General features: G+C 74.6%; 21 protein-coding genes. 9 read left to right on the top strand and 12 right to left on the bottom strand.

Annotated elements, in window-relative coordinates:
* Positions 1-100: 100 nt before the first annotated feature.
* Together B446_RS05375 and B446_RS05370 are read left to right on the top strand one after the other, a co-directional pair.
* Positions 101-982, top strand: coding sequence for an SIS domain-containing protein (locus B446_RS05375; protein ID WP_020938400.1), 882 nt, complete (start codon positions 101-103; stop codon positions 980-982).
* Between the two features lie 25 nt (positions 983-1,007).
* Positions 1,008-1,886 carry a class II fructose-bisphosphate aldolase gene (locus B446_RS05370; RefSeq protein ID WP_020938399.1) on the top strand — a complete coding sequence of 293 codons (879 nt, stop codon included), beginning with the start codon at positions 1,008-1,010 and terminating at the stop codon, positions 1,884-1,886.
* Between the two features lie 15 nt (positions 1,887-1,901).
* On the opposite strand, the gene B446_RS05365 is transcribed toward B446_RS05370, so the two are convergent.
* A complete protein-coding gene (locus tag B446_RS05365) occupies positions 1,902-3,038 on the bottom strand; it encodes a methyltransferase (RefSeq protein ID WP_020938398.1) in 1,137 nt (378 codons plus the stop codon).
* 78 nt (positions 3,039-3,116) lie between these two features.
* On the opposite strand from B446_RS05365, the gene B446_RS05360 reads away from it, so the two are divergent.
* Both B446_RS05360 and B446_RS05355 read left to right on the top strand, forming a co-directional pair.
* Complete coding sequence (locus B446_RS05360) at positions 3,117-3,767, top strand: alpha-ketoglutarate-dependent dioxygenase AlkB family protein (protein WP_020938397.1); 651 nt, start codon at positions 3,117-3,119, stop codon at positions 3,765-3,767.
* Positions 3,768-3,877: 110 nt separating this feature from the next.
* Positions 3,878-5,116 carry an ROK family protein gene (locus B446_RS05355; RefSeq protein ID WP_043474799.1) on the top strand — a complete coding sequence of 413 codons (1,239 nt, stop codon included), beginning with the start codon at positions 3,878-3,880 and terminating at the stop codon, positions 5,114-5,116.
* Positions 5,117-5,143: 27 nt separating this feature from the next.
* On the opposite strand, the gene B446_RS05350 is transcribed toward B446_RS05355, so the two are convergent.
* Entirely contained in the window at positions 5,144-5,383 is a 240-nt protein-coding gene (locus B446_RS05350; RefSeq protein ID WP_020938395.1) for a hypothetical protein, read from the bottom strand.
* Positions 5,384-5,625: 242 nt separating this feature from the next.
* Between B446_RS05350 and B446_RS05345 the strand changes: the two genes are divergently transcribed.
* The gene (locus tag B446_RS05345; protein WP_020938394.1) at positions 5,626-5,907 is read left to right on the top strand and encodes an SHOCT domain-containing protein; all 282 of its coding nucleotides are present in this window, start codon (positions 5,626-5,628) and stop codon (positions 5,905-5,907) included.
* A gap of 655 nt (positions 5,908-6,562) precedes the next feature.
* Here B446_RS05345 and B446_RS05340 read toward each other — a convergent pair.
* The gene (locus tag B446_RS05340; protein WP_078614642.1) at positions 6,563-7,204 is read right to left on the bottom strand and encodes an ATP-binding protein; all 642 of its coding nucleotides are present in this window, start codon (positions 7,202-7,204) and stop codon (positions 6,563-6,565) included.
* Between the two features lie 206 nt (positions 7,205-7,410).
* Positions 7,411-7,734, bottom strand: coding sequence for a hypothetical protein (locus tag B446_RS05335; protein WP_020938392.1), 324 nt, complete (start codon positions 7,732-7,734; stop codon positions 7,411-7,413).
* A 380-nt stretch (positions 7,735-8,114) separates the two neighbouring features.
* On the opposite strand from B446_RS05335, the gene B446_RS05330 reads away from it, so the two are divergent.
* Positions 8,115-9,239 carry a PLP-dependent cysteine synthase family protein gene (locus tag B446_RS05330; protein ID WP_020938391.1) on the top strand — a complete coding sequence of 375 codons (1,125 nt, stop codon included), beginning with the start codon at positions 8,115-8,117 and terminating at the stop codon, positions 9,237-9,239.
* 12 nt (positions 9,240-9,251) lie between these two features.
* On the opposite strand, the gene B446_RS05325 is transcribed toward B446_RS05330, so the two are convergent.
* The 7 genes from B446_RS05325 to B446_RS05290 all read right to left on the bottom strand — a co-directional run bounded on the left by B446_RS05325 (position 9,252) and on the right by B446_RS05290 (position 16,741).
* Positions 9,252-9,716, bottom strand: coding sequence for an SRPBCC family protein (locus B446_RS05325; RefSeq protein ID WP_020938390.1), 465 nt, complete (start codon positions 9,714-9,716; stop codon positions 9,252-9,254).
* 80 nt (positions 9,717-9,796) lie between these two features.
* The gene (locus tag B446_RS05320; RefSeq protein WP_020938389.1) at positions 9,797-10,627 is read right to left on the bottom strand and encodes a DeoR/GlpR family DNA-binding transcription regulator; all 831 of its coding nucleotides are present in this window, start codon (positions 10,625-10,627) and stop codon (positions 9,797-9,799) included.
* Between the two features lie 171 nt (positions 10,628-10,798).
* Positions 10,799-11,128, bottom strand: coding sequence for a hypothetical protein (locus B446_RS41085; RefSeq protein WP_158506747.1), 330 nt, complete (start codon positions 11,126-11,128; stop codon positions 10,799-10,801).
* A 919-nt stretch (positions 11,129-12,047) separates the two neighbouring features.
* Entirely contained in the window at positions 12,048-14,486 is a 2,439-nt protein-coding gene (locus tag B446_RS05305) for a right-handed parallel beta-helix repeat-containing protein (RefSeq protein ID WP_020938388.1), read from the bottom strand.
* A 109-nt stretch (positions 14,487-14,595) separates the two neighbouring features.
* The gene (locus B446_RS05300) at positions 14,596-15,201 is read right to left on the bottom strand and encodes a hypothetical protein (protein WP_020938387.1); all 606 of its coding nucleotides are present in this window, start codon (positions 15,199-15,201) and stop codon (positions 14,596-14,598) included.
* A 217-nt stretch (positions 15,202-15,418) separates the two neighbouring features.
* The gene (locus tag B446_RS05295; protein ID WP_020938386.1) at positions 15,419-16,243 is read right to left on the bottom strand and encodes an MOSC domain-containing protein; all 825 of its coding nucleotides are present in this window, start codon (positions 16,241-16,243) and stop codon (positions 15,419-15,421) included.
* A 54-nt stretch (positions 16,244-16,297) separates the two neighbouring features.
* A complete protein-coding gene (locus tag B446_RS05290) occupies positions 16,298-16,741 on the bottom strand; it encodes a DUF6643 family protein (RefSeq protein ID WP_043477695.1) in 444 nt (147 codons plus the stop codon).
* A 292-nt stretch (positions 16,742-17,033) separates the two neighbouring features.
* Here B446_RS05290 and B446_RS05285 point away from each other — a divergent pair, with 292 nt between their 5' ends.
* Complete coding sequence (locus B446_RS05285) at positions 17,034-18,341, top strand: TerD family protein (RefSeq protein WP_106960661.1); 1,308 nt, start codon at positions 17,034-17,036, stop codon at positions 18,339-18,341.
* A 5-nt stretch (positions 18,342-18,346) separates the two neighbouring features.
* Here B446_RS05285 and B446_RS05280 read toward each other — a convergent pair whose 3' ends face one another.
* Entirely contained in the window at positions 18,347-19,540 is a 1,194-nt protein-coding gene (locus tag B446_RS05280; protein WP_419184169.1) for a glycosyltransferase, read from the bottom strand.
* A 54-nt stretch (positions 19,541-19,594) separates the two neighbouring features.
* Here B446_RS05280 and B446_RS05275 point away from each other — a divergent pair, with 54 nt between their 5' ends.
* Both B446_RS05275 and B446_RS05270 read left to right on the top strand, forming a co-directional pair.
* Complete coding sequence (locus tag B446_RS05275) at positions 19,595-20,374, top strand: glutamate racemase (RefSeq protein WP_043477691.1); 780 nt, start codon at positions 19,595-19,597, stop codon at positions 20,372-20,374.
* A 94-nt stretch (positions 20,375-20,468) separates the two neighbouring features.
* Positions 20,469-21,014 (top strand): hypothetical protein, encoded by a 546-nt coding sequence (locus tag B446_RS05270; protein WP_020938381.1) that lies wholly within the window; start codon positions 20,469-20,471, stop codon positions 21,012-21,014.
* Positions 21,015-21,018 lie beyond the last annotated feature (4 nt).

The raw sequence follows: 21,018 nt of genomic DNA, 5'->3' as shown, positions 1-21,018 counted from the left end.
CCCGGCGACCCTAGCGCACCCGTCTTCGCGCGCGGCTGCTTGATTGTGCTCGAAAGTGCGCTATATCTTGCAAGAACAATCAGCAAGGGAGGGGTGTGGCATGAGCCATGTCGAGGACGAGCTGAACAGCCAGCCGGACTGCTGGACGCGCGCGGCCCACGAGGCCGGGCGGTACGCCGACGCCCTGCCCGACGCCGGGGAGCGGGTCGCCGTCGTCGGGTGCGGGACGTCGTACTTCATGGCACAGGCGGTGGCCGCGCTGCGGGAGGCCACCGGGCAGGGCGAGACGGACGCCTTCGCCGCCTCCGAGTTCCCGCGCGGCCGGTCCTACGACCGGATCGTCGCCCTCACCCGCTCCGGCACCACCACCGAAGTGCTCGACCTCCTCGGCAAGGTGCGCGGCGGCGCGCGGACCACGGCCGTCACCGCCGACCCGGCCACCCCCGTGGCGACGGCCGCCGACGACCTCGTCGTCCTCGACTTCGCCGACGAACGCTCCGTCGTCCAGACCCGCTTCGCCACCACCGCGCTCACCCTCCTGCGCGCCCACCTCGGCCTGCACACCGACGCGGCCGTCACCGACGCCCGCACCGCCCTGACGGCCCCGCTGCCCGAAGGACTCGTCGACTGCGCCCAGTTCACCTTCCTCGGCCGGGGCTGGACCGTCGGGCTGGCCAACGAGGCCGGCCTCAAGATGCGCGAGGCGTCCCTGTCCTGGACCGAGGCGTACCCGGCGATGGAGTACCGGCACGGGCCCATCAGCATCACCACCGAGGGCACCGCGACCTGGATGCTCGGCGAGGCACCCGCCGGCCTCGCCGAACAGGTGCGCGCCACCGGCGGCCACTGGGTCGAGGGCACCCTCGACCCGCTGGCCGAACTCGTCCGCGTCCAGCGCCTCGCCGTCGCCGTCGCCGCCCACCGAGGACTCGACCCGGACCGGCCGCGCCACCTCACCCGCTCGGTGATCCTCGCTCCTTGACCCCCACCCCGAAGGGAGACAAGCCGTGCCCCTCGTGACCACCGGCGAACTGGTCGGCTGGGCCGCCGGAGCCCGCTCCGCGGTCGCCGCCTTCAACATCATCACCCTGGAACACGTCGAGGCCGTCATCGCCGGAGCCGAGTCCGCCGGTGCCCCCGTGGTCCTCCAGGTCAGCGAGAACGCCGTCAAGTTCCGCTACGGACGGCTGCTGCCGCTCGCCCGCGCCGCCGTCGCGGCGGCCGAACACGCGGACGTGCCCGTCGCCCTGCACCTCGACCACGTCCAGAGCGCCGACCTGCTGCGCCAGGCGCCCGAGGCCGGGTTCAGCTCGGTGATGTACGACGCCGCCCGGCTCTCCTACGCCGACAACCTCGCCGCCACCCGGGCGGCGGCCGACTGGGCGCATGCCCAAGGTCTGTGGATCGAGGCGGAGTTGGGGCAGATCGGCGGCAAGGCAGGGCTGCCCGCGCTGGACGCCCACGCACCCGGCGCGCGCACCGACCCCGACCAGGCGCACGACTTCGTCGCCGGTACCGAGGTCGACGCGCTCGCCGTGGCCATCGGCAGCGCGCACGCCATGACCACCCGTACCGCCACCCTCGACCACGGGCTGCTCAAGCGGCTGTCCGCCGCCCTGACCGTCCCGCTCGTCCTGCACGGCTCCTCCGGCGTGCCGGACGACGGGCTGGTCGCCGCGGTCGCGGGCGGCATCGCCAAGGTCAACGTCGGCACCGCCCTCAACGCGGCGATGACCGGCGCCGTCCGGGACTTCCTCGCCACCCATCCGGAGGCCGTCGACTCCCGCAAGTACCTCAGCGTGGGCCGGGACGCCATGGCCCGGGAGGTGGCCCGCATCATCGGCGTGCTCGGCGGGGCCCGGAGCGGGCGTGCCGGCCGCGCTTGACGCCCTTCAGACGCGCTAGCCCCGCTTGACGGCCTTCAGCACCACGAACTTCGGGTCGCTCGCCACCAGCCGGCTGTTGCCGAACAGCCGCTTCAGCGTGACGTGGTAGCCCAGGTGCCGGTTGCCGATCACCCACAACTCGCCACCCGGACGCAGCGCGCGTTTCGCCCCGGTGAACATCCGCCACGCCGTCGCGTCCGTCGTCGCCTGGTGGGAGTGGAACGGCGGGTTGTTCAGGACGAGGTCCACACTGTCCGGCGCGACCCCGGCCAGGCCGTCCCCGACCCGGAACTCGGCGTGCCCGGGCACCCCGTTGGCCTTGTAGGTCGCCTCCGCCGAGGCGACCGCCTGGAACGACTCGTCGACGAACAGCACCTCGGCCTCCGGATCGGCCAGCGCCACCGCCGTGCCGACGACCCCGTTACCGCAGCCCAGGTCCACCACACGCCCCGCGCCGGGGCCGGCCGGCAGGTGCCGCAGGAAGAACCGGGTGCCGATGTCGAGCCGGTCGGCGCAGAAGACACCCGCGTGGTTCACCACCGTGTGCCCCGAGACCGCGCCGACCCCGTCCGGGAGCGCGTAGCTGTACGGCCACGGGTTGGCCGGCCGGCGCAGCTCCGGGTCGGGGGCGCAGAAGACGAGCCGCGCCTTCTGCCGCGCCAGCGACGTGCGGGTCGGCCCGAGGATCCGCTCGAACAGCCGCAGCGTCGAGGTGTGGATCTCCTTGACCATCCCGGTGCCGACGACCACCGTGTCCGCGTGCACCGCCGGAGCGAGCCGCAGCAACTGGTCCTCCAGCAGCGCCAGGCTCTTGGGCACGCGCACGAGCAGCACGTCCACCCGTTCCGGCGGCGGGTCCTGGGTGGTCAGCAGGCGCACGGCACCGGGTTCGACACCGGCCCGCGCCAGGTTCGCCCGGGTCGCCTCCTGGCTGAGGAAGGAGTCGGTGATCTGCGTCGGCCGGTGCTCCGCGAGGGCCGTCGCCAGTGCGCCCCAGCGGTCGCCGAGCACCACGACCGTGCCGGTGAGCGGCACGCCCTCCTCGGCCAGGTGCCGCAGCAGGTACGCGTCGGAGGCGTCCCAGGCGCGCAGCCGGTCGCGGGGGTCCTCGGGGAAGCGGGACAGCTCGAACTCGGCCCACGGAGTCGTCATACGGTCGTTCATCGTGCTCCAGGCTAGCCGAGCCGCAGCTCAGGGCCGGTCGCCCGGCGCTCGGGCAGGATGGAGCGCATGGACGTGGAACTGTTCGAACGGGGGCGGGCCGAGGTCGCGCCGAGCGCCGTGCACGTCCCGCACTGGCTCGGTGCCGAGCGGCAGCGTGCGCTGCTCGCCGCCTGCCGGGAGTGGGCGCGCCCCCCGGCCGGGCTGCGCACCGTCCGCACGCCGGGCGGCGGCACGATGTCCGCCCGGCAGGTCTGCCTGGGCTGGCACTGGTACCCGTACGCCTACGCCCCTACGGTCGTCGACGGAGACGGCGCCCCGGTGAAGCCGTTCCCGGACTGGCTGGGCGAGCTGAGCCGGGACGCGGTGGCCGACGCGCTCGGCCCGCGGGCGGTACCGGAGCGGCCGTACGACATCGCGCTGATCAACTTCTACGACGGCGACGCCCGCATGGGCATGCACCGCGACAGCGACGAGCGGGTGCCGGCGCCGGTCGTGTCGCTGAGCCTCGGCGACACCTGCGTCTTCCGCTTCGGCAACCCGCGCACCCGCACGAAGCCGTACACCGACGTGGAGCTGCGCAGCGGGGACCTCTTCGTCTTCGGCGGGCCGTCCCGGTTCGCGTACCACGGGGTGCCGCGCGTGCACCCCGGCACGGCGCCGCCGGAGCTGGGGCTCACCGGGCGGCTGAACATCACCTTGCGGGTGAGCGGGCTCTAGGTCCAGGGCCTGGGCCGCGGTGGGTCCGGGAGATCAGGAGGCGGGCCGCGGCGGGCGCCGAAGATCAGGTGGCAGGCCACGGTGGGTGCGGATCATGGGAGACTCCCGTCATGAGCGGCAAGGCGGACCCCCGGCCGGCGGGGGAAGGGACCACGTCGAGAGCGCGGCTTGACCGGGGGCGCGGCGCGCTCGGACCCGCGCTGGAGCTCGTGCACACCGGACGGGCGCCGACCCGGGCCGTGCTCACCGCCGAACTCGGGGTCACCCGGGCGACGGCCGGCGCGGTCGCCGCCGAGCTGGAGGCGCTCGGACTGATCCGCGTCGACGCACGGCCGGGCGCGGCGGCCGGGTCCCAGGGGCGCCCCTCGCACCGGCTCGCGGTCGCCGAGGACGGACCGGTGGCGCTCGCCGCGCAGGTGCACGCCGACGGCTTCCGGGCCGCGCTGGTCGGCCTCGGCGGGCGGATCGTGGCGACCGCGCCGGGCCGCGAGACCGTGGACGCCGATCCGGCGAAGGTGCTCGGCTCCGTGGTGGAGGCGGGCGCCGAACTCCTGCGCACGACCGGCCGCCGCTGCGTGGGCGCCGGACTCGCCGTCCCCTCGGCCGTGGCCGAACCCGACGGGCTGGCCCTCAATCCTCTCCACGTGGCCTGGCCGGCCGGCGCCCCGGTGCGCCGCATCTTCGCCGAACGCGTGCGCGAGGCGGGCATCACCGGCCCCGCGTTCGCGGGCAACGACGTGAACCTCGCCGCCCTCGCCGAGCACCGGCACGGCGCCGGCCGGGGCGCCCGTGACCTGCTGTGCGTGGCCTCCGGGCACCGGGGCGTCGGCGGCGCCCTGGTCCTCGACGGCCGCCTGCACACGGGCAGTTCGGGTCTCGCCCTGGAGGTCGGTCACCTCCCCGTCAACCCGGGGGGCCGGCCCTGCCACTGCGGCAGCCGGGGCTGCCTCGACGTCGAGACCGATCCGCTGGCCCTGCTCGTCGAGGCGGGCCGCGCGCCCGGCCCCGAGGTGTCCCTGCTCCAGCAGGCCGACGACCTGCTGCGCACGCGCTACGCCGAACCGGCGGTCCGCGCCGCCGCCCACACCCTCATCGACCGTCTCGGCCTGGGCCTGGCCGGTCTGGTCAACCTCCTCAACCCCGACCGGATCATCCTCGGCGGCCTGCACCGCACCCTGCTGGAGACCGATCCGGACCGGTTGCGCGCGGTCGTCGCCGACCGCAGCCTGTGGGGGCAGAGCGGCGGTGTCCCCATCCTGGCCTGCACGCTGGACCACAACAGCCTGGTCGGCGCGGCCGAGCTGGCCTGGCAGCCGGTCCTGGACGACCCGCTGGGCGCGCTCCGGTGACGACCCGCTGTCGGGGGTCTCGCCACCTCATCCGCAGAGGGGCATGATCACGTCGTCGAAGTCGGCGAACTCCTCCCGGGCCGGCCGCACCAGTTCCCCGGCCGGCCGGCCGCGCCCGGGGGCGCACCGCTCCGCCAGCGCCGTCCGTCCGGCATCCGGCCGTGAAGCGTCACCGTCGGCGTAGCCGAACGGGAGGGCGAGCGCGGCGGCCGGTGCCACGGGAAAGCGGCGGTCGTCGGCGGTGACGGTGTCGTCGGTCGTGGTCATACGCGCAGACCAGTCAGCGGCACTGACAACGCCCGCCGGGCCCCGACGGCGTTCCGGCCCCCCGTGTGCTGCGGTCCCCTGTGCTGCGCGGCTCGCGTCCGCCGGGAGCAGCCGTGCCCTTCCGGCGTACTCCCGCTGAGGTACCCGTAAGGCCGCCGGCCGCACGACGACCCGGACCCCTTGCCGGAGGGAGCCTCGTGGCATCACCCGAAATCCCCGACGACCTACGGAGATGACCCGAGATGCAGACGCTCGCGAACTGGCACGGCGGCGGACCCGGCCCGTGGATCCTGTTCTTCCCGCTGATCTGGGCGCTCGTCATGGCGGCCGCCGTCACCTTCCTGCGCCGCACGGGCCGGGGTGCCTCCTGGCGGGGACCGATGAGCGGCCGCCCGACGGGCGACTCACCACTCGCGGTCCTCGGCCGCCGCTTCGCCTCCGGCGAGATCGACGAGGACGAGTACTGGCGCCGTCTCTCCGTACTGGAGGAACAGTTCGGCCCCGCGGGCAAGCGCGGCGCGTGAACGCGACGGCGGGCGCAACGCGGCGCAGCGCCGGCGCCACGCCCGCGGCGGCAGCCGCCGTACGCCGAGGGAGCGCCGGCGCCACGCCCGCGGCGGCAGCCGCCGTACGCCGAGGGAGCGCCGGCACGCTGACCGAGGCGAGGGCCGCCGCACCGACGCCGGGGGCCGGCCGGGGGCTCTCGGCGGGCGGCGGGCTCGCGCCGGACACGGGGCACGGGGCGTGGGCGCATCCAGCGACTCGAGCCGAGACGCCCCGCGTGCGTGCGGGGCGACGCCGTCGCGCGGGCACGGGGTCTGCGCTTCGCGCCGGACGCGCCGGTGTCAGCGTCGCAGCGCGTGGGCGGTGGTTCGCCGTGGCCCCTCGCGCGCGAAGTCGTGCCGAGGGCGCGGGCCGGCGCGTCCGGAGGCGGTGGCGGAACGCCCTGGCGAGGGCCCGGCTCGTACTGCGCGCCGAAGCGTAGGCGCACCGGCAGGGCGTGCTGGAACGTCCGGCGCGGGTGCGGCGGGGCGCCGTAGCGCGGGCGCGGGGCGTGGCGAGGGCACCGGCTTGCGCCGCGCGCCGGATACGCCGGTTCCGGCGCCGCAGCACGGCGCGCGGGCGGCAGGTCGTCGTGGCTTGCCGCTCGCGTGTCGTGTCGGCGTGGTCACCGCCCGGTCAGCCGGGGACGGCGGACCGGGCGGGAGTCGGTGGGGCGGCCGCCGCGTGGGCGACGGCGGGCGCCGGGGCGGCGACGACCGGTGTGGTGACGACCGGTGTGGTGACGACCGGTGTGGTGACGACCGGGGCCGCGGTGACCGGGGTGGGGGTCGGGTGCGTCTCGGGGTGACGGCGGGGGGCCGGCTGCTGCTCGGGGGTGCGGCGGGGGGAGCGGGCCGGCTGCGGGCGGGCCCTGGTGGTCGCCGGCAGCGTGAACCAGACGACCTTGCCGTCCTCGCCCTCCGGACGCGCGCCCCAGCTCTCGCTCATCGCGGCCACCATCGCCAGCCCCCGGCCGCAGGTGGACAGCGCGGCGTCCTCCGCCGCGTCCGCCACCACCGGAAGGCGTGGATCGTGGTCGCGCACCGAGACCGTGAGCCGGTCGACCAGCAGTTCCAGCTCGACGACGCACGACTTGTCCGGGCGGGCGTGCCGGTGGACGTTGCTGAGCAGCTCGGTCACACCGAGCGCGGCCCGGTCTATCAACGGGTCGAGATGCCAGTAGCGCAACTGCGCAGATACGATTCTGCGGACCTGGCCGATCCGCGACGGCAGGGCTTGGAGCTCCACCGTGCAGTGCCTGCTTGGGTGACTGATCACGGCTGCGACTCCCCGATGTGAGGTCCGGTCGAACCGGAGGAACACGGAGAACAACGGATCCAGCAGGGTGCTTGCGTCCAAACGTCCGCCTGCTGTCGTGGCCGGCGGGCTGGTTCGCAGCGTTATCGCCGGTAAACCCAGAGTGACGTGAGACCAGCGTGACGTAGCGGATGCGCTCCCGCAACTCGCCCCGCCCTGAACCACGCTCAGCCGCCACGTCCGGCCGCGCGGCGCACCGCCTCGATGAACCGCCGCGCCGCCGGCGGCCCCGGCTCGCCCGGTGCCGGATCGTGCTCGCCGAGCCGCAGCAGGTAACGGTTGCCGTTGAGGTCCGCCGTCGCCCGGTCCTCCGGGCCGAACCACGGCCTGGAGGCCCGCACGGCCTGCACCGGCGCGCTGTCGATCTCGCTGCCGTAGCTGGTGAGCAACTCCACCCTGCCGTCGCTGATCCGGACCTGTCCGGCCCGGGTGAGCGAGCGCAGCCGCTTGTCTATCTGCACGCCCGTGGCCGTGAACTCCGGCTCCGCCATTCCTTGCCGCCCCCTTGCGCGTCGCTGGCCGGCCGCCGGCCCCTGTGGGTCCGGTTCCGGCCCGGGTCTGGTCCTGCCGCCCGGGGTCGTACCGGTCGTCGTGCCCCGGCGTGGGTGCGATCCCGTTCGGGACGATCGTCCCGCGCGGTGCAGTCTGCCCCGATGCGGCCTGGAGCACCAGTACGCGCGGGGCGCGTGCGACGGGCGTCCGGAGCACTCGCGCCAATGCGCCCCCGCGCGCGCCTCACCTGTGTGCCCCAGCCCCGCTTTGAGTGGCTCAAAGATGCGTTTATGCAGGTGGGAAGCGGTGCGAAAGATGCCTATGCTCGAAGTGCCGGGCGCGTGAGCCGCCGTCGGCGCCCACTGTAAGGAGCCCCGCCGTGAGCACCACCCCACAGACCCGGACCGGCGCCACCCTCGACGTCGACCGCAGCGACGCCGCCTACCGCACGTGGCTGAAAGAGGCCGTGCGCAAGGTCCAGGCCGACGCCAACCGATCGGCGGACACGCACCTGCTGCGCTTCCCGCTGCCCGAGCGGTGGGGCATCGACCTGTACCTGAAGGACGAGTCGACGCACCCGACGGGCAGCCTCAAGCACCGCCTGGCCCGGTCCCTGTTCCTCTACGGCCTGTGCAATGGCTGGATCCGCCCGGACCGCCCGGTGATCGAGGCGTCCAGCGGCTCGACGGCCGTCTCCGAGGCGTACTTCGCCAAATTGATCGGCGTGCCCTTCATCGCCGTCATGCCGCGCACGACGAGCGCCGAGAAGTGCCGTCTCATCGAGTTCCACGGCGGCCGCTGCCACTTCGTCGACGACTCCCGCAAGATGTACGAGGAGTCCGCCCGCCTCGCGGTGGAGACCGGCGGCCACTACATGGACCAGTTCACCTACGCCGAGCGGGCCACCGACTGGCGCGGCAACAACAACATCGCCGAGTCGATCTTCCGCCAGCTGGAACTCGAGCGGTTCCCGGAGCCCGCCTGGATCGTCGCCACGGCCGGCACCGGCGGCACGTCGGCGACCCTCGCCCGCTACGTGCACTACATGCAGTACGACACCCGCATCTGTGTCGCCGACCCGGACAACTCCTGCTTCTTCGAGGGCTGGACCGCCGGCGACCCGGACGTCACCTGCGACTGCGGCTCGCGCATCGAGGGCATCGGCAGACCGCGCATGGAGCCGAGCTTCGTGCCCGGCGCCATCGACCGGATGATGAAGGTCCCGGACGCCGCCAGCGTGGCCGCCGTACGCGCGCTGGAGCGGGCCATCGGCCGCAAGGCCGGCGGTTCCACGGGCACCGGCCTGTGGAGCGCGCTGAAGATCGTCTCCGAGATGGTCGCCGAGGGCCGCACGGGCAGCGTCGTCACCCTGCTGTGCGATCCGGGCGACCGCTACCTCGACAAGTACTACTCCGACGGCTGGCTGGGGGAGCAGGGACTGGACATCGCCCCGTACACGGCCGCGATCGACTCCCTGCTGGCCACCGGCATGTGGACGGACTGAGCCGCACCGCCGCTATCCGGCGAGCCGCCGGTCCAGCGCCGTGACGGCGTCCCGGAACGCCCGCCCCACGCCCGGCCGGACGAGACGGCACACCAGCCGGAACGCGGCCGTACCGTCGAGGGCGAAGGTCATCCGCACCCGCGTCCCGGTCCCGGCCGGGGCGAGCCGCCACTCCTCGATCCACGCCCGGGCCCCGGGGGTGTTCGTCACGTCGACACGGTAGGCGTACACCTCGGGAGCCTCGGCCAGCAGCACCGACTCCTGGAAACGGGTCCCGCCCCGCAGCCGCACCTCGCGGCCGCCCTCGGTCGGCCGGGCCGACGACACGGCGGAGAACCACTCCGGCCAGCCCGTCACGTCCTGCGCGAGCGCCCGGAACACCGCCTCCGGCGCGGCCGCGATCTCCCGGGTGAAGACGAGCCGTACGGGAGCGGTCCCGACGAAGCCGAGTCCCTCCGGCCGCAGACGGTGAGCCATGGCGACGAACCCCCTCGTGAAGTCCTCGGACGAACCGGGGCGTTGCGCCGCAAGGCTAATCGACGGGCCGTCAGATGTCGTCAGAGGTCCTCGTCGTCCCCGGGCTCACCCGCGACCACGAGACGGCGCAGGTGCTCGGAGATCTCCGAGCGGGCCTCGCCCGGCAGACCCGCGTCGGTGACCAGCGTGTCCACCTGCTCCAGCGCGGCGAACGAACTGAGCCCGACGGTGCCCCACTTGGTGTGGTCGGCGACCACCACGACCCGGCGTGCCGACTGCACCAGCCGGCGGTTGGTCTCGGCCTCCGCCAGGTTCGGCGTGGACAGGCCCGCCTCCACCGATATCCCGTGCACACCCAGGAACAGCAGGTCGAAGTGGAGCGCGGCGATCGCCTGGTCGGCGACCGGGCCCACCAGCGAGTCGGACGGCGTGCGCACCCCGCCGGTCAGCACCACCGTGGCCCCGCCCTGGCGCTGTCCCGAGGTGCGCTGCGCCGCGTGGAAGACGTCGGCGACCCGCACCGAGTTCGTCACCACGGTCAGGTCCGGCACCTCCAGCAGGTGCTGCGCCAGCGCGTAGGTCGTGGTGCCGCCCGACAGGGCGATCGCCGACCCCGGGCTGACCAGCCGGGCCGCGGCCCGCGCGATGTCCTCCTTGGCGGTGAGCTCCAGACCCGACTTGGCCTCGAAGCCCGGCTCGTGCGTGCTCGCCTCGACCACCGGGACCGCGCCGCCGTGCACCTTCTCCAGCATGCCCTGGCGGGCCAGCGCGTCGAGATCACGGCGCACGGTCATGTCCGACACACCGAGCTTGCGGGTCAGTTCGTTCACCCGGACGCCGCCCCGGCGCCGGACCTCGTCCAGGATGAGGGCGCGGCGCTGCTCCGCGAGGAGGTTCTGATTCTCGCTCACGTAAGCTCCGGTCCTCTCGCCGTGATCCGTCGTCCGCCGCACCTGCCCCGACCTGGACGTCCAGCGGTCCTGGGGCACGGGCGTCCATCCTTTCACGGCGGGGCACCGGTCGCGCCACTCCGGTCACGACGCGCGCATGCCATCCCGCAACCCTGCGCCCCTCTGCCGGCGTCACACGGATCGGGGACTTTCCGCGCGGAGAGGTGCGCGGCCGCCGTCGTCCCCGACCTCCAGCGCCGCCGCCCGGACCCGCGCGCCGGCACGCGCGGCCTCGGCGGCCCGGCGGTCGCGCTGCTCGGCTGCGCGCTCGGCGGGGTGATGACCGGCGCACTCGCCGGGCGGGTCGCCCACCGGCTGGACGGCACCCGCGCCCTCCTCGACGGGCCGCCGGTGCTGCTGACCTGGCAGGCGTCCCTGATCCCCCCGCTGCTGCCTGCCCGCCCTCGCCGCCGTGCTCGCACCGCGCGGCCGGCCCGCGCCGCACGCGACCGCGTACGTCACGAGCACCTGACGCCCGTCAGCAGCCGGTCCCGGTCGACGGCCTCCTCCGGCGCCCCGGCAAGCCCGAGCACCCCCGCGCGCCCGCCGCATCGCCCATGTCCGGGCCTTGGCCCCCTCACCGACCGGGCGTCGCTGCTGCTCGCCGTGCTCTGCGCCACCACCCTGCCGCTGGGGGTCGCCGCGCCGACCGGCGCCCTGGCCACCGGCCGCACCCCGCAGGGGGCGGCCCGGCGGGCGTACTCCGCCGTCCACGCGGCGGCCGAGACCTCGCCAGGCGCTCGGCTCCTGGCCCGTCGGACTCGGCTTCCCGCTCTTCGTCACCTGGGGCGGGCCGGCGCACCAACGAGGCCCCCTCCACCCGCCGCACCATCGGCGTCCTGTGGGACGTCGGCACGTCCTGGCCGCGCGCCACCCACCCCTTCGCCACCGGCGGCCGGCTGGTGCTGTCCGGCCACCCCCAGGGCAGCGTCCTGGCCGCGGCCGCCACCTGGCAACCGACCCCCGCCGTCCGCGGACGCGTCGCCCAGCTCACCTACGGCTCACCGCCGGAGCGTCTGTACGGCCGCTGCTTCCCCGCGTACTTCGCCCTCGCGCGCCCTGGCCGCGCTCCACCGCCACGTCGCCTGCCGGCGCCATCCGCACCGCCGCACCGACCCCATCGACGGGCCGTCCGGCTGCCCGGCGACTGCGGCCCGGAAGTGGACCACGGCCCCTGAAGGACCCGCTCGCCTACGGCCGCACCCCGAGCATCCGCTCCCCGCGCCCGTCCTCGGCCACTCCGACCACCGGGCCGACCCCGCGTTCGCACGGGAGCGGGCCCCGCTGCCGGCCCGTCTGCGGCCCGGCCTGCCGGGACAGCGCCCGGACGAGGGGGTGGCCGGGTGACGGGCGGCGCCGGACGGCCGCCCGGTCGCCGGCCTCAGGGCACTTCCGGCAGGTCCTCCGCGTAGAGCAGGGTCAGGTCGTCGGTGCTGGGGTCCGCGAACTGGGCGACGCGGCTCGCATGCCGCTCCACCATCGCCTCGAACGTCTGGCGTGCCGTGCGCCCGTTGCCGAACGCGGGGCCCTTCGGGATCGCCGTGAAGTACGTCAGCAGCGCCTCGGCGGCTCCCGGAGCCAACCGGTACTCGTGCTCGTCGGCCTGCTGCTCGACGATCCGGAGCAGTTCGCCCGGTCCGTAGTCGCCGAAGGTGATGGTCCGCGAGAAGCGGGACGCCACACCGGGGTTGACCGAGAGGAAGCGCTCCATCTCGGCCGTGTAGCCGGCGACGATCACCACGACCGCGTCGCGCTGGTCCTCCATCAGCTTCACCAGCGTGTCGATGGCCTCCTTGCCGAAGTCGCGCCCGGCGTCCTCGGGAGACAGGGCGTAGGCCTCGTCGATGAACAGCACACCGCCGCGCGCCCGCTCGAACGCTTCCTGGGTGCGGATCGCGGTGGAGCCGATGTGCTCGCCGACCAGGTCGACCCGGGACACCTCGACCAGGTGGCCCTTGTCGAGAACCCCGAGCGAGGCGAGGATCTCGCCGTACAGGCGGGCGACCGTCGTCTTGCCGGTGCCGGGGGAGCCGGTGAAGACCAGATGCCGCTTGACGGAGGCGGCCTTCAGCCCGGCCCGCTGCCGGCGCCGGCCCACCTCGATCATGTCGGTCAGCGCCCGCACCTCGCGCTTGACGCTCTCCAGGCCCACCAGGGCGTCCAGTTCGCCGAGCACGTCCTTGGACGTACGCGCCTGCTGCTCCGGCTCGGCCGGGGTGATCAGCGGTTCCTGCTCGGTGACGCGCTGCCCGGGGATGGAACCGAGCAGGCCGGCGGACGACGGCGCCGACTGCACGGCCGTCTCCCGGGCCGCGGGCGGCCGCAGACCGCCGCTCTCGTCGCTGGTGCAGTCCTCCACGACCGGACCCGTCCCGGCCCCCGTGTCCGGGCCCGGGTCGGCGAACTCGTAACCGCCGCGCGCGCACCGCTCCGTACGGCACTTGCGCAGCGTCGTACGGCAGCCGTCTATGACATGGAAGCCGTAGCCCCCACTGCCGCTGACCCGGCAGTTCAGGAAGGTGCCGCGGCCGCCTGCGGAGACGTAGAAGCCGGCCTCGGCGGGGGAGTCGACGGTGCACCGCTCGATGGCCGGGTCGGCGCCCTTGGTGACGATCACACCGGTCTGGGTGCCGTCGATCGTGCAGTTGGCGAGCGTGCCGCCGCTGCCGTGGTCGCGGAACCAGGCACCGGTGGCCGCCTCCCGGATCCGGCAGTCGTCGAGCTGCGCGGTCGCGCCGTCGCTCACCGACACCGCCGTGTTGCGCACCTGGGACAGGTCGCTGTCCACGACGTCCGCGCGGGAACCGCGGTCCAGCACGAAGAGCGCGTCCGGCACGTCGTGCACCCGGCAGGAGTCGAGGACCGCCGTGGCGCCGTCGCTGACCCACACCGCCGGGTAGTCGCCCGTGCTGTCGAAGATCTCGCACTGGTTGGCGTCCACCCGGGTGCCCGGGTCCCACACCGACAGGCCGTTGCGCCCGAACTGACGGACCGTCGTCCGGGTCAGCGTCAGCACCGAACGGGACCGCAGGTCGACCGCGTTCTCGGGGACGTCGTGGATCCGACAGTCGGCGAGCGTGAGGACCGCGTCCGTGTCGAGCGTGACACCGTCGGCGGTGGTGCGGTGCACATCGCAGTCGGTCAGGTGGGCGGTGGCCCGCTGGGTGACCTGCACCCCGGCGCCCCGGACCTCGTAGACCTCGCAGCCGAACGCCTCCAGGGCGGAGTTCTCCCCGGTCACGGTCAGTCCGGTGCCGGAGGCGTGGTGCACCCGGCAGCGGTCCAGCCGCGGATGGGCACCGCCGCGGACGGCGACACCCGCCTGCCCGGCCGCCACGATCTCGCACTCCTCGAACACCCCGCCACCGCCGTCGAGGACGGCGATGCCGATGCCGGCCGGGTTGTCGACGGTGCAGCGCCGGACGGTCGGGCGGGCCCCGCCGCGCACCTCGATGCCCGCGGCCGACCGCGTGACGATCCGCAGGTCCATCAGCTCGGGCGTGCCCTCCTCCACCAGCAGGGCGGGCGCCGCCGCGTCCTGGCCCTCCACGTGCAGGTCCTGGACCACCGCGGAGGCGCACACGGTCAGCGGCACCCCGTCGGCCGGGGCGATCCGCACCGAGCCCGGCGAGCCCTCGGGGCCGCGCAGCGTCACGGCCCGCTGGAGGACGAGATTCTCCCGGTAGGTGCCGGGGGCGACGGTGAGGACGTCACCGTCGGCGGCGGCCTCCAGGGCGGCGGCGAGCGAAGCGTACTCACCCGTGCGGCGCCGCCACCGCGATGTACCGGTGTGCGTCACCTGGACCGTGCCCTGTGCCATGGCGTTGCTGTGCCCCCACCTCGTCGAACGCGGGTCGTTGCCGAAAGCGAGTCGGCCGGTCCACCGTAGCGTGCGCGCGGCTGATGGGTTGACCAGAGCCGCAAGGCCGTCAACTGCCGGTGCCCGCCTTGCCCCAGTCCGGACCCGCCCGGTCCCAGGCCCGGTCCCAGCACGCGTACCGGCGCCGGACCATGCGCCACACGACCAGCCGCCGTCCGGCCTCCACCAGGCCCGCGGTCAGCAGGGCCGCGCCGAGGCCGGCGAGCACGGCGTGCGTCGTCGCCGTCGGAGAGTCCAGCGGCCGCGTCGTCATGCGGCCGTGCGAATCCGTCCAGAGACTGACGTGGTCACCCGGGCGCGGTGACCTCAGCCGGGCCAGGACCGCTCCGTGGCGCGCCGTGCCGTCCGGTGCCGTCCAGTCGGCGAGGACCCGTCTGCCGGAGTCGTGCGCCGCGCTGGTGTCCGGGTCCGACTCCGCCGGGGCGCCGCCCAGGCGGCGGACCACCGTGGCGGTGACGAGATGACGGGAGTGCCGCTGCTCCCGCACGGTGTGCTGCAGGGAGTCCGCGGCGGCCGCGCCGGCCAGCGAACCGATCGCCGGCGCGGCCACGGCGACCAGCACCAGCGCCACGAGGGCCAGCCATGCCTCGGCCAGGTCGGTCGCGCGGCGCAGCGGGTTGCGCCGCCAGCGCCACAGGCCACTGATCGCTCGCACGCCCCACCCCCCCTTCCGCTCCGACCTACCCCCGGCGGAGCCGCTCGTCCCCTGGCCGGGGCCGGGAGAGCCCGGTGTCACTCCCGGCCGGGGCCTGCCACGAATTTCTCATGTCGTCCTCCCCAACGACCGGCACCCGCCGCCCGGTTCCCGCTCCGTGCGCGGTTCCGGAGCCGGAACACCGGGGCGGCCGCCGCGACCGGTGCCGCCCGGGGTGCTAGGACCGCACCCGCACCGGGTCGCCGGTCCGGATCGTGCCCGGGGCGAGGGGGACGAGGTACTGGCCGAAGAGGAGGCCCGTGCCGACCCTGCGGTGCCGTGCCAGCGTGCGCAGGGGTTCCCGGCCGCGTGCGGCGGTGTCCTGGTCGGTCGTGGTCACGACGCAGCGCCCGCACGGCTTCACGCCACGGAAGGTCACCTCGCCGATGGAGACGCGCCGCCAGTGGTCCTCGGCCCACGCCTCGGTGCCGGCGACGACCACGTTCGGCCGGAAACGGTTCATCGGCAGCGGGCCCTCGGCGGCGTGATCGCCCTGGGCGATCAGCGAGTTCAGGGCGTCCAGCGAAGCGGTGGTGGTCACCAGCAGGGGATAGCCGTCGGCGAAGCTCACCGTCTCGCCGGGCAGCGCGTACTCGGGGTCGACGGGACGGCGCACGGCCGGATCGTCCATGTGCACCAGCCGGACACCGGTGCCGAGATACGCGGAGCACCACGCGTGCGCGGCGCCGGCGGCCGGGACCGCCTCCACCTTCGTACCGAAGATGTTCACCGGAACGCTCCCCCCGGGCTCCGGCGGCGCGACCGTCAGCGGTTCCCGGCCGGGCGCGGACAGACGAATGCCGCCGCCGGGCATCGGCTCGGCGGCGGCCAGCGCGAGGCGTGGCTGCTCGCGCTGCGTGACGACCTTTCCCCCGTCGTCGATCAGCGTCCAGCGTCGGTCCGCGGCCAGACCCCAGGGCTCCACCGCGGCCTCCCGGGGCGAGACGCCCCGGAACGCCTTGACCGGATGGACGTGGATCGACTGCACAATCGCGTTCCCCATGGCGCCATCGTGCCAGGTGACACCGGGCTCGGCACCGGGCGCCGGGAGCGTCGGTCAGTAGCCGCGGTACTGCTGGTTGTTGTACGGATCCTGATAGGGAGCCGGCGCCGGACGCGGCGCGGCGGGGCGCATGGCCTCGTAGCCCGTGCCGGCCATCGGACGCTGCGGCTGCGGGGCCTGCGGGCCGGGGTACCCGCGCGGAGCGCTCGCCTGCTGCGGGATGTACGCGGTGGGCGCCTGCTGCAGCGGGGCGGGCTGCTGCGCCTGCGGGTAGCCGTAGGAGCCGTAGGAGGGGACCTGCGGGGAGGGTGCCGCCGGGAGGGCGGGCAGCGCCGAGGGCAGCGCGGGCAGGCTGCTCCCCGTGTCGTACGCGGCGGGGACCCGGATCGGGGCGATCTGCGGGGTGCCCCGCTCGGCCACGAGGGAGTCGTAGATCGGGGTGTCCGGGAAGGAGGCGGAGTAGTAGCCGCCACCATAAGTGGAGCGGGGGGAGGTCATGGCCATAAGTTAAGCCCACGATGTGCTGGTTGGGGAGACCGATAAGAGGGTTGTTTTCCGTGTCGGCCGTGGTCAGGCATCCTCAATCAGAGCGAACTTGGCAAAAATGGACGTCGTTCAACCTTCCAATCGTGTAAAAGGCGAGCTCCCGCCGGGTTACCGGGGGTTGACCGGCGATCTTCCCGCGCCGACGGCCGCTCTTCCCCGGGCCCGGGAATAGGTTGGGCGGGTAGGGATGATCCGGGAGCCCGGGAACACCCGGGACGCCGACACGATGGGGGCGGACATGACAATGTCGAAGGGTTCGAATGTGCCGGTGCCGACGACGGCACTGCGCGTCGAATTGGGCCGGCGCTCCGGACCCGGCGTGCCCGACGCGGACGCCTCGGCGCTCCTGCTGGCGGCCGGAAAGGTCCGCTCCGACGCGGACTTCGTCTTCTACAACCAGCCCGCGCACGCCTCCGGCGCGGTCCGCCACGAGGGCAAGCGGACGTCCGGCGCCCAGGTCACCGACACCCTCCTCGTCGACCTCGCGCGCGTCGAGGGCGGGATCGAGCGGATCGTGCTCGCGGCCTCCGCCGACGGCGGGACCTTCGGGCAGATCCCGGACCTCTCCATCGAGGTGACAGACGACGGCGGCGCCGTCGTCGCCCGCTTCGACAGCCCCGGCGCCACCGTGGAGACCGCCTTCGTGCTCGGCGAGTTCTACCGCCGCCAGGGCGGCTGGAAGTTCCGTGCCGTCGGCCAGGGCTACAGCAGCGGACTCGAAGGACTGGCAACGGACTTCGGCATCACCGTCGACGAACCGCAGCACGCCGCGCCCACGCCGGCCGCACCGCCCGCCGCACCCCCCGTCGCCGCGCCCCGGCCGCCCGCCGCACCGCCCGTCCCGCCCCCGGTCACCATGCCGCCGCCGGTCACCGCTCCCGTGCCCCTGCCGCCGCCCCCGGCCGGCCCGCCGTCCGCACCGGTACGCCTGTCCAAGGTCACCCTCACCAAGGCCGCGCCCTCCGTCTCGCTCGCCAAGCAGGGCGGCACCTCGGGCGCCATGCGCGTCAACCTCAACTGGCAGGTGCGCAAGCAACTCCCCGGCTGGGGCGGCCGGTGGGGCGCCGGGCAGGGGGACGTCGACCTCGACCTGTGCGCCCTGTACGAACTCGCCGACGGCAGCAAGGGCGTCGTACAGGCGCTCGGCAACGCGTTCGGCTCCCTGCACCGGCCGCCGTACATCCACCTCGACGGAGACGACCGCACGGGCGCCGTCGCGAGCGGCGAGAACCTCACCGTCAACCTCGACCACAAACAGGACTTCAGCCGCATCCTGGTCTTCGTCACGATCTACGAGGGCGCCGCCTCCTTCGCCGACCTGCACGCCACCGTCACCCTGCAGCCCCAGCACGGCGCCCCGATCGACTTCTCCCTGGACGAGTGCACGGTCCCCTCCACGGTGTGCGCGCTCGCCCTGATCACCCGCACCGGCGGCGACCTCGTGGTGCAGCGCGAGGCGCGCTACCTGGTGCCGGAGCGCGGGGTGAGCCCGCAGCGGACCATAGACCGCGCCTACGGATGGGGCATGAACTGGACGCCGGGGCGCAAGTAGCCGGCTCAGCCCTCGTCGGCCACGGCCTCGGGGCGCGCGTAGGTACGGCCCTTCCAGGCCGCCCCCCGGCCCCGGTAGTGCTGCACGGCGGAGTCGACCGTCATGAGGAGGTAGAGGAAGGCGGTGAACGGCAGCAGCGGCGCGAGCCACGGCGGCTGCCGGTAGTAGCGGAGCATCGGCGCGTACGTCCCCGCCATCACCGCCCACGCAGCCGCGCCCGTCACCGCCACCGCCGCGCTGCCCGAGGCCGCCCCCGCGACCACGGCGGCGGGCGGCACCAGGTACACCAGGGCCAGCCCGGCCACCGTGCCGAGCAGCAGCAGCGGGTTGTGCCGCAACTGGGCGTACGCGCTGCGCGACACCATCCGCCACAGGTCGCCCAGCCGTGGATACGGACGCACGCTGTCCACCCGGTCCGCCAGACCCAGCCAGACGTGACCGCCGACGGCCTTCACCGCGCGCGCGAGCGCGACGTCGTCGATGACGGCGTGCCGGATCGCGTCCGGGATCCGCGCCCTGCCGGCCGTCTCCGCGCGCAGCAGGACACAGCCGCCCGCCGCTGCCGCCGTCCGGGAACCCCGCCGGCCGATCCACCGGAACGGATACAGCTGCGCGAAGAAGTAGACGAACGCCGGGACCACCAGCCGTTCCCACAGGCTCTGCACCCGCAGCCGTGCCATCTGCGACACCACGTCGAAGCCGCCCGTGCGGGCCGCCGCCACCAGCTCGCGCAGGCTGTCCGGCGCGTGCGCGATGTCCGCGTCCGTCAGCAGCAGGTACTCGGGATCACGCGCGCGCGCGAGACCGATGCCGTGCCGCACCGCCCACAACTTGCCCGTCCAGCCGGCGGGCGGCTCACCGGGGGAGCCCACCGTGAGTGGCAGCCCGCCGTGCCGCCGGGACAGCTCGCGTGCCAGTGCCCCGGTGCCGTCCGTGCTGCCGTCGTCCACCAGGAAGATCTCCGCCCGGCCCGGATAGTCCTGCGCGAGCAGCGACGGCAGACTCGCGGGCAGCACGGCCGCCTCGTCGCGGGCCGGGACCACGACGCAGACGGACGGCCACGGATCCGGGTCCCGGCGGCCCGGCAGCCGGACGTCCGTGCGCCAGAAGAAGCCCTGGCACAGCAGCAGCCAGCCCCAGGCGGCGAGGGACACGACGGTGATCCACACGAGCGCGCTCACGGGCGCAGTCTGCCCCACCCGGGCGGCCCGCAAGGCCCCATCGTCTATCGTGGCCGGGTGAAGATCGCGCTCATGGACTCCGGAATCGGTCTGCTGGCGGCCACCGCAGCGGTACGGCGCCTGCGCCCCGACGCCGATCTCGTCCTCTCCCTGGACCCCGACGGCATGCCGTGGGGGCCGCGGACCTCCGAGGACCTCACCCGGCGCGCGCTCGCCGTCGCCGAGGCGGCCGCGGCCCGCCGGCCCGACGCCCTGATCATCGGCTGCAACACCGCCACCGTGCACGCCCTGCCCGCCCTGCGCGCCCGCCTGGAGCCCGGCATCCCGGTGATCGGCACCGTCCCGGCGATCAAGCCGGCCGCGGCGGGCGGCGGCCCCGTCGCCATCTGGGCGACACCGGCCACCACCGGCAGCCCCTACCAGCGCGGTCTCATCGCGGACTTCGCCGACGGGGTCCACGTCACCGAGGTGCCCTGCTGGGGTCTGGCCGAGGCGGTCGAGCACGCGGACGAGGCGGCCATCGCCGCAGCTGTCGCCGCAGCGGCCGCGCTGACCCCGCGGGACGTGACCACCGTCGTCCTGGGCTGCACCCACTACGAGCTGGTGGCGGAACGTATCCGCGCCGCCGTCCAGCAGCCCGGCGCCGCCCCGCTCGTCCTGCACGGATCCGCCGGAGCCGTCGCCGCCCAGGCGCTGCGCCGGCTGGGGGAGCCGCCCGCGCCCGAGGCCCCGGCCGAGGGCACGCTGACCGTCCTGCTCAGCGGGCGCGAGGGCGCGCTGCCCGCCGCCGCGCTGCACTACGCCGAGGGCCGGCTGCTGCCCGCCGCCGGTCCGCTCGCCGACCGTCGCTGACCGGGGCACACGGCGGCTTCGCGCTGGGCCGCCCGGAGGAGTCACCCTCCGCGGGCGGGTACCGGCGCAGCCGAACCTGAGTAACCTCGTCACCATGAGGGAGCACCGCCACGCCCAGGACGCCTCGCACCCCGACGTCTGGACCGGACGCGCCACCAACCGGGTCCAGTGGCTGCTCGCACTGGTCGGCGCGGCCTGCCTGGCGCTCGGTATCGAACTGGCCGTCGAGTCGGCATGGACCTCGGGCAGTGCCGCACTGGCCATGTCCGTCGTGGGCTGCATCGCGGCCGGTCTGCTGGTCCTCTTCGGCACCCTCGCCTTCGTGCACGTCGACCTCAAGCTCGACAAGGAGTGCGTCGAGGTCCGCTGCGGCCACATCGGCGTGCCCCGCCGCCGCATCCCGCTGACCGAGGTGGTCGGCGCCGACTTCACCCCGGTGGTCACGCCCCGGCAGTGGGGCGGCTGGGGCTACCGCTGGCGCCCGGAGAAGGGCACCGCGGTCGTCGTCCGGCGCGGCGAGGGCGTCGTGCTGAGCCTGTGGGACGGCCACACCTTCACGATCACCGTGGACGACGCCGAGTCGGCGGTCCGGGTGATCCGCGACCGGCTGCGAGCGATCACCCCGGGCACCGCCCACTGAACGA

Source organism: Streptomyces collinus Tu 365 (assembly GCF_000444875.1).
Taxonomy (GTDB): Bacteria; Actinomycetota; Actinomycetes; order Streptomycetales; family Streptomycetaceae; genus Streptomyces; species Streptomyces collinus_A.
Note: the sequence above shows the minus strand (reverse complement) of the source record. Positions and strands in the feature narration are given on the sequence as shown.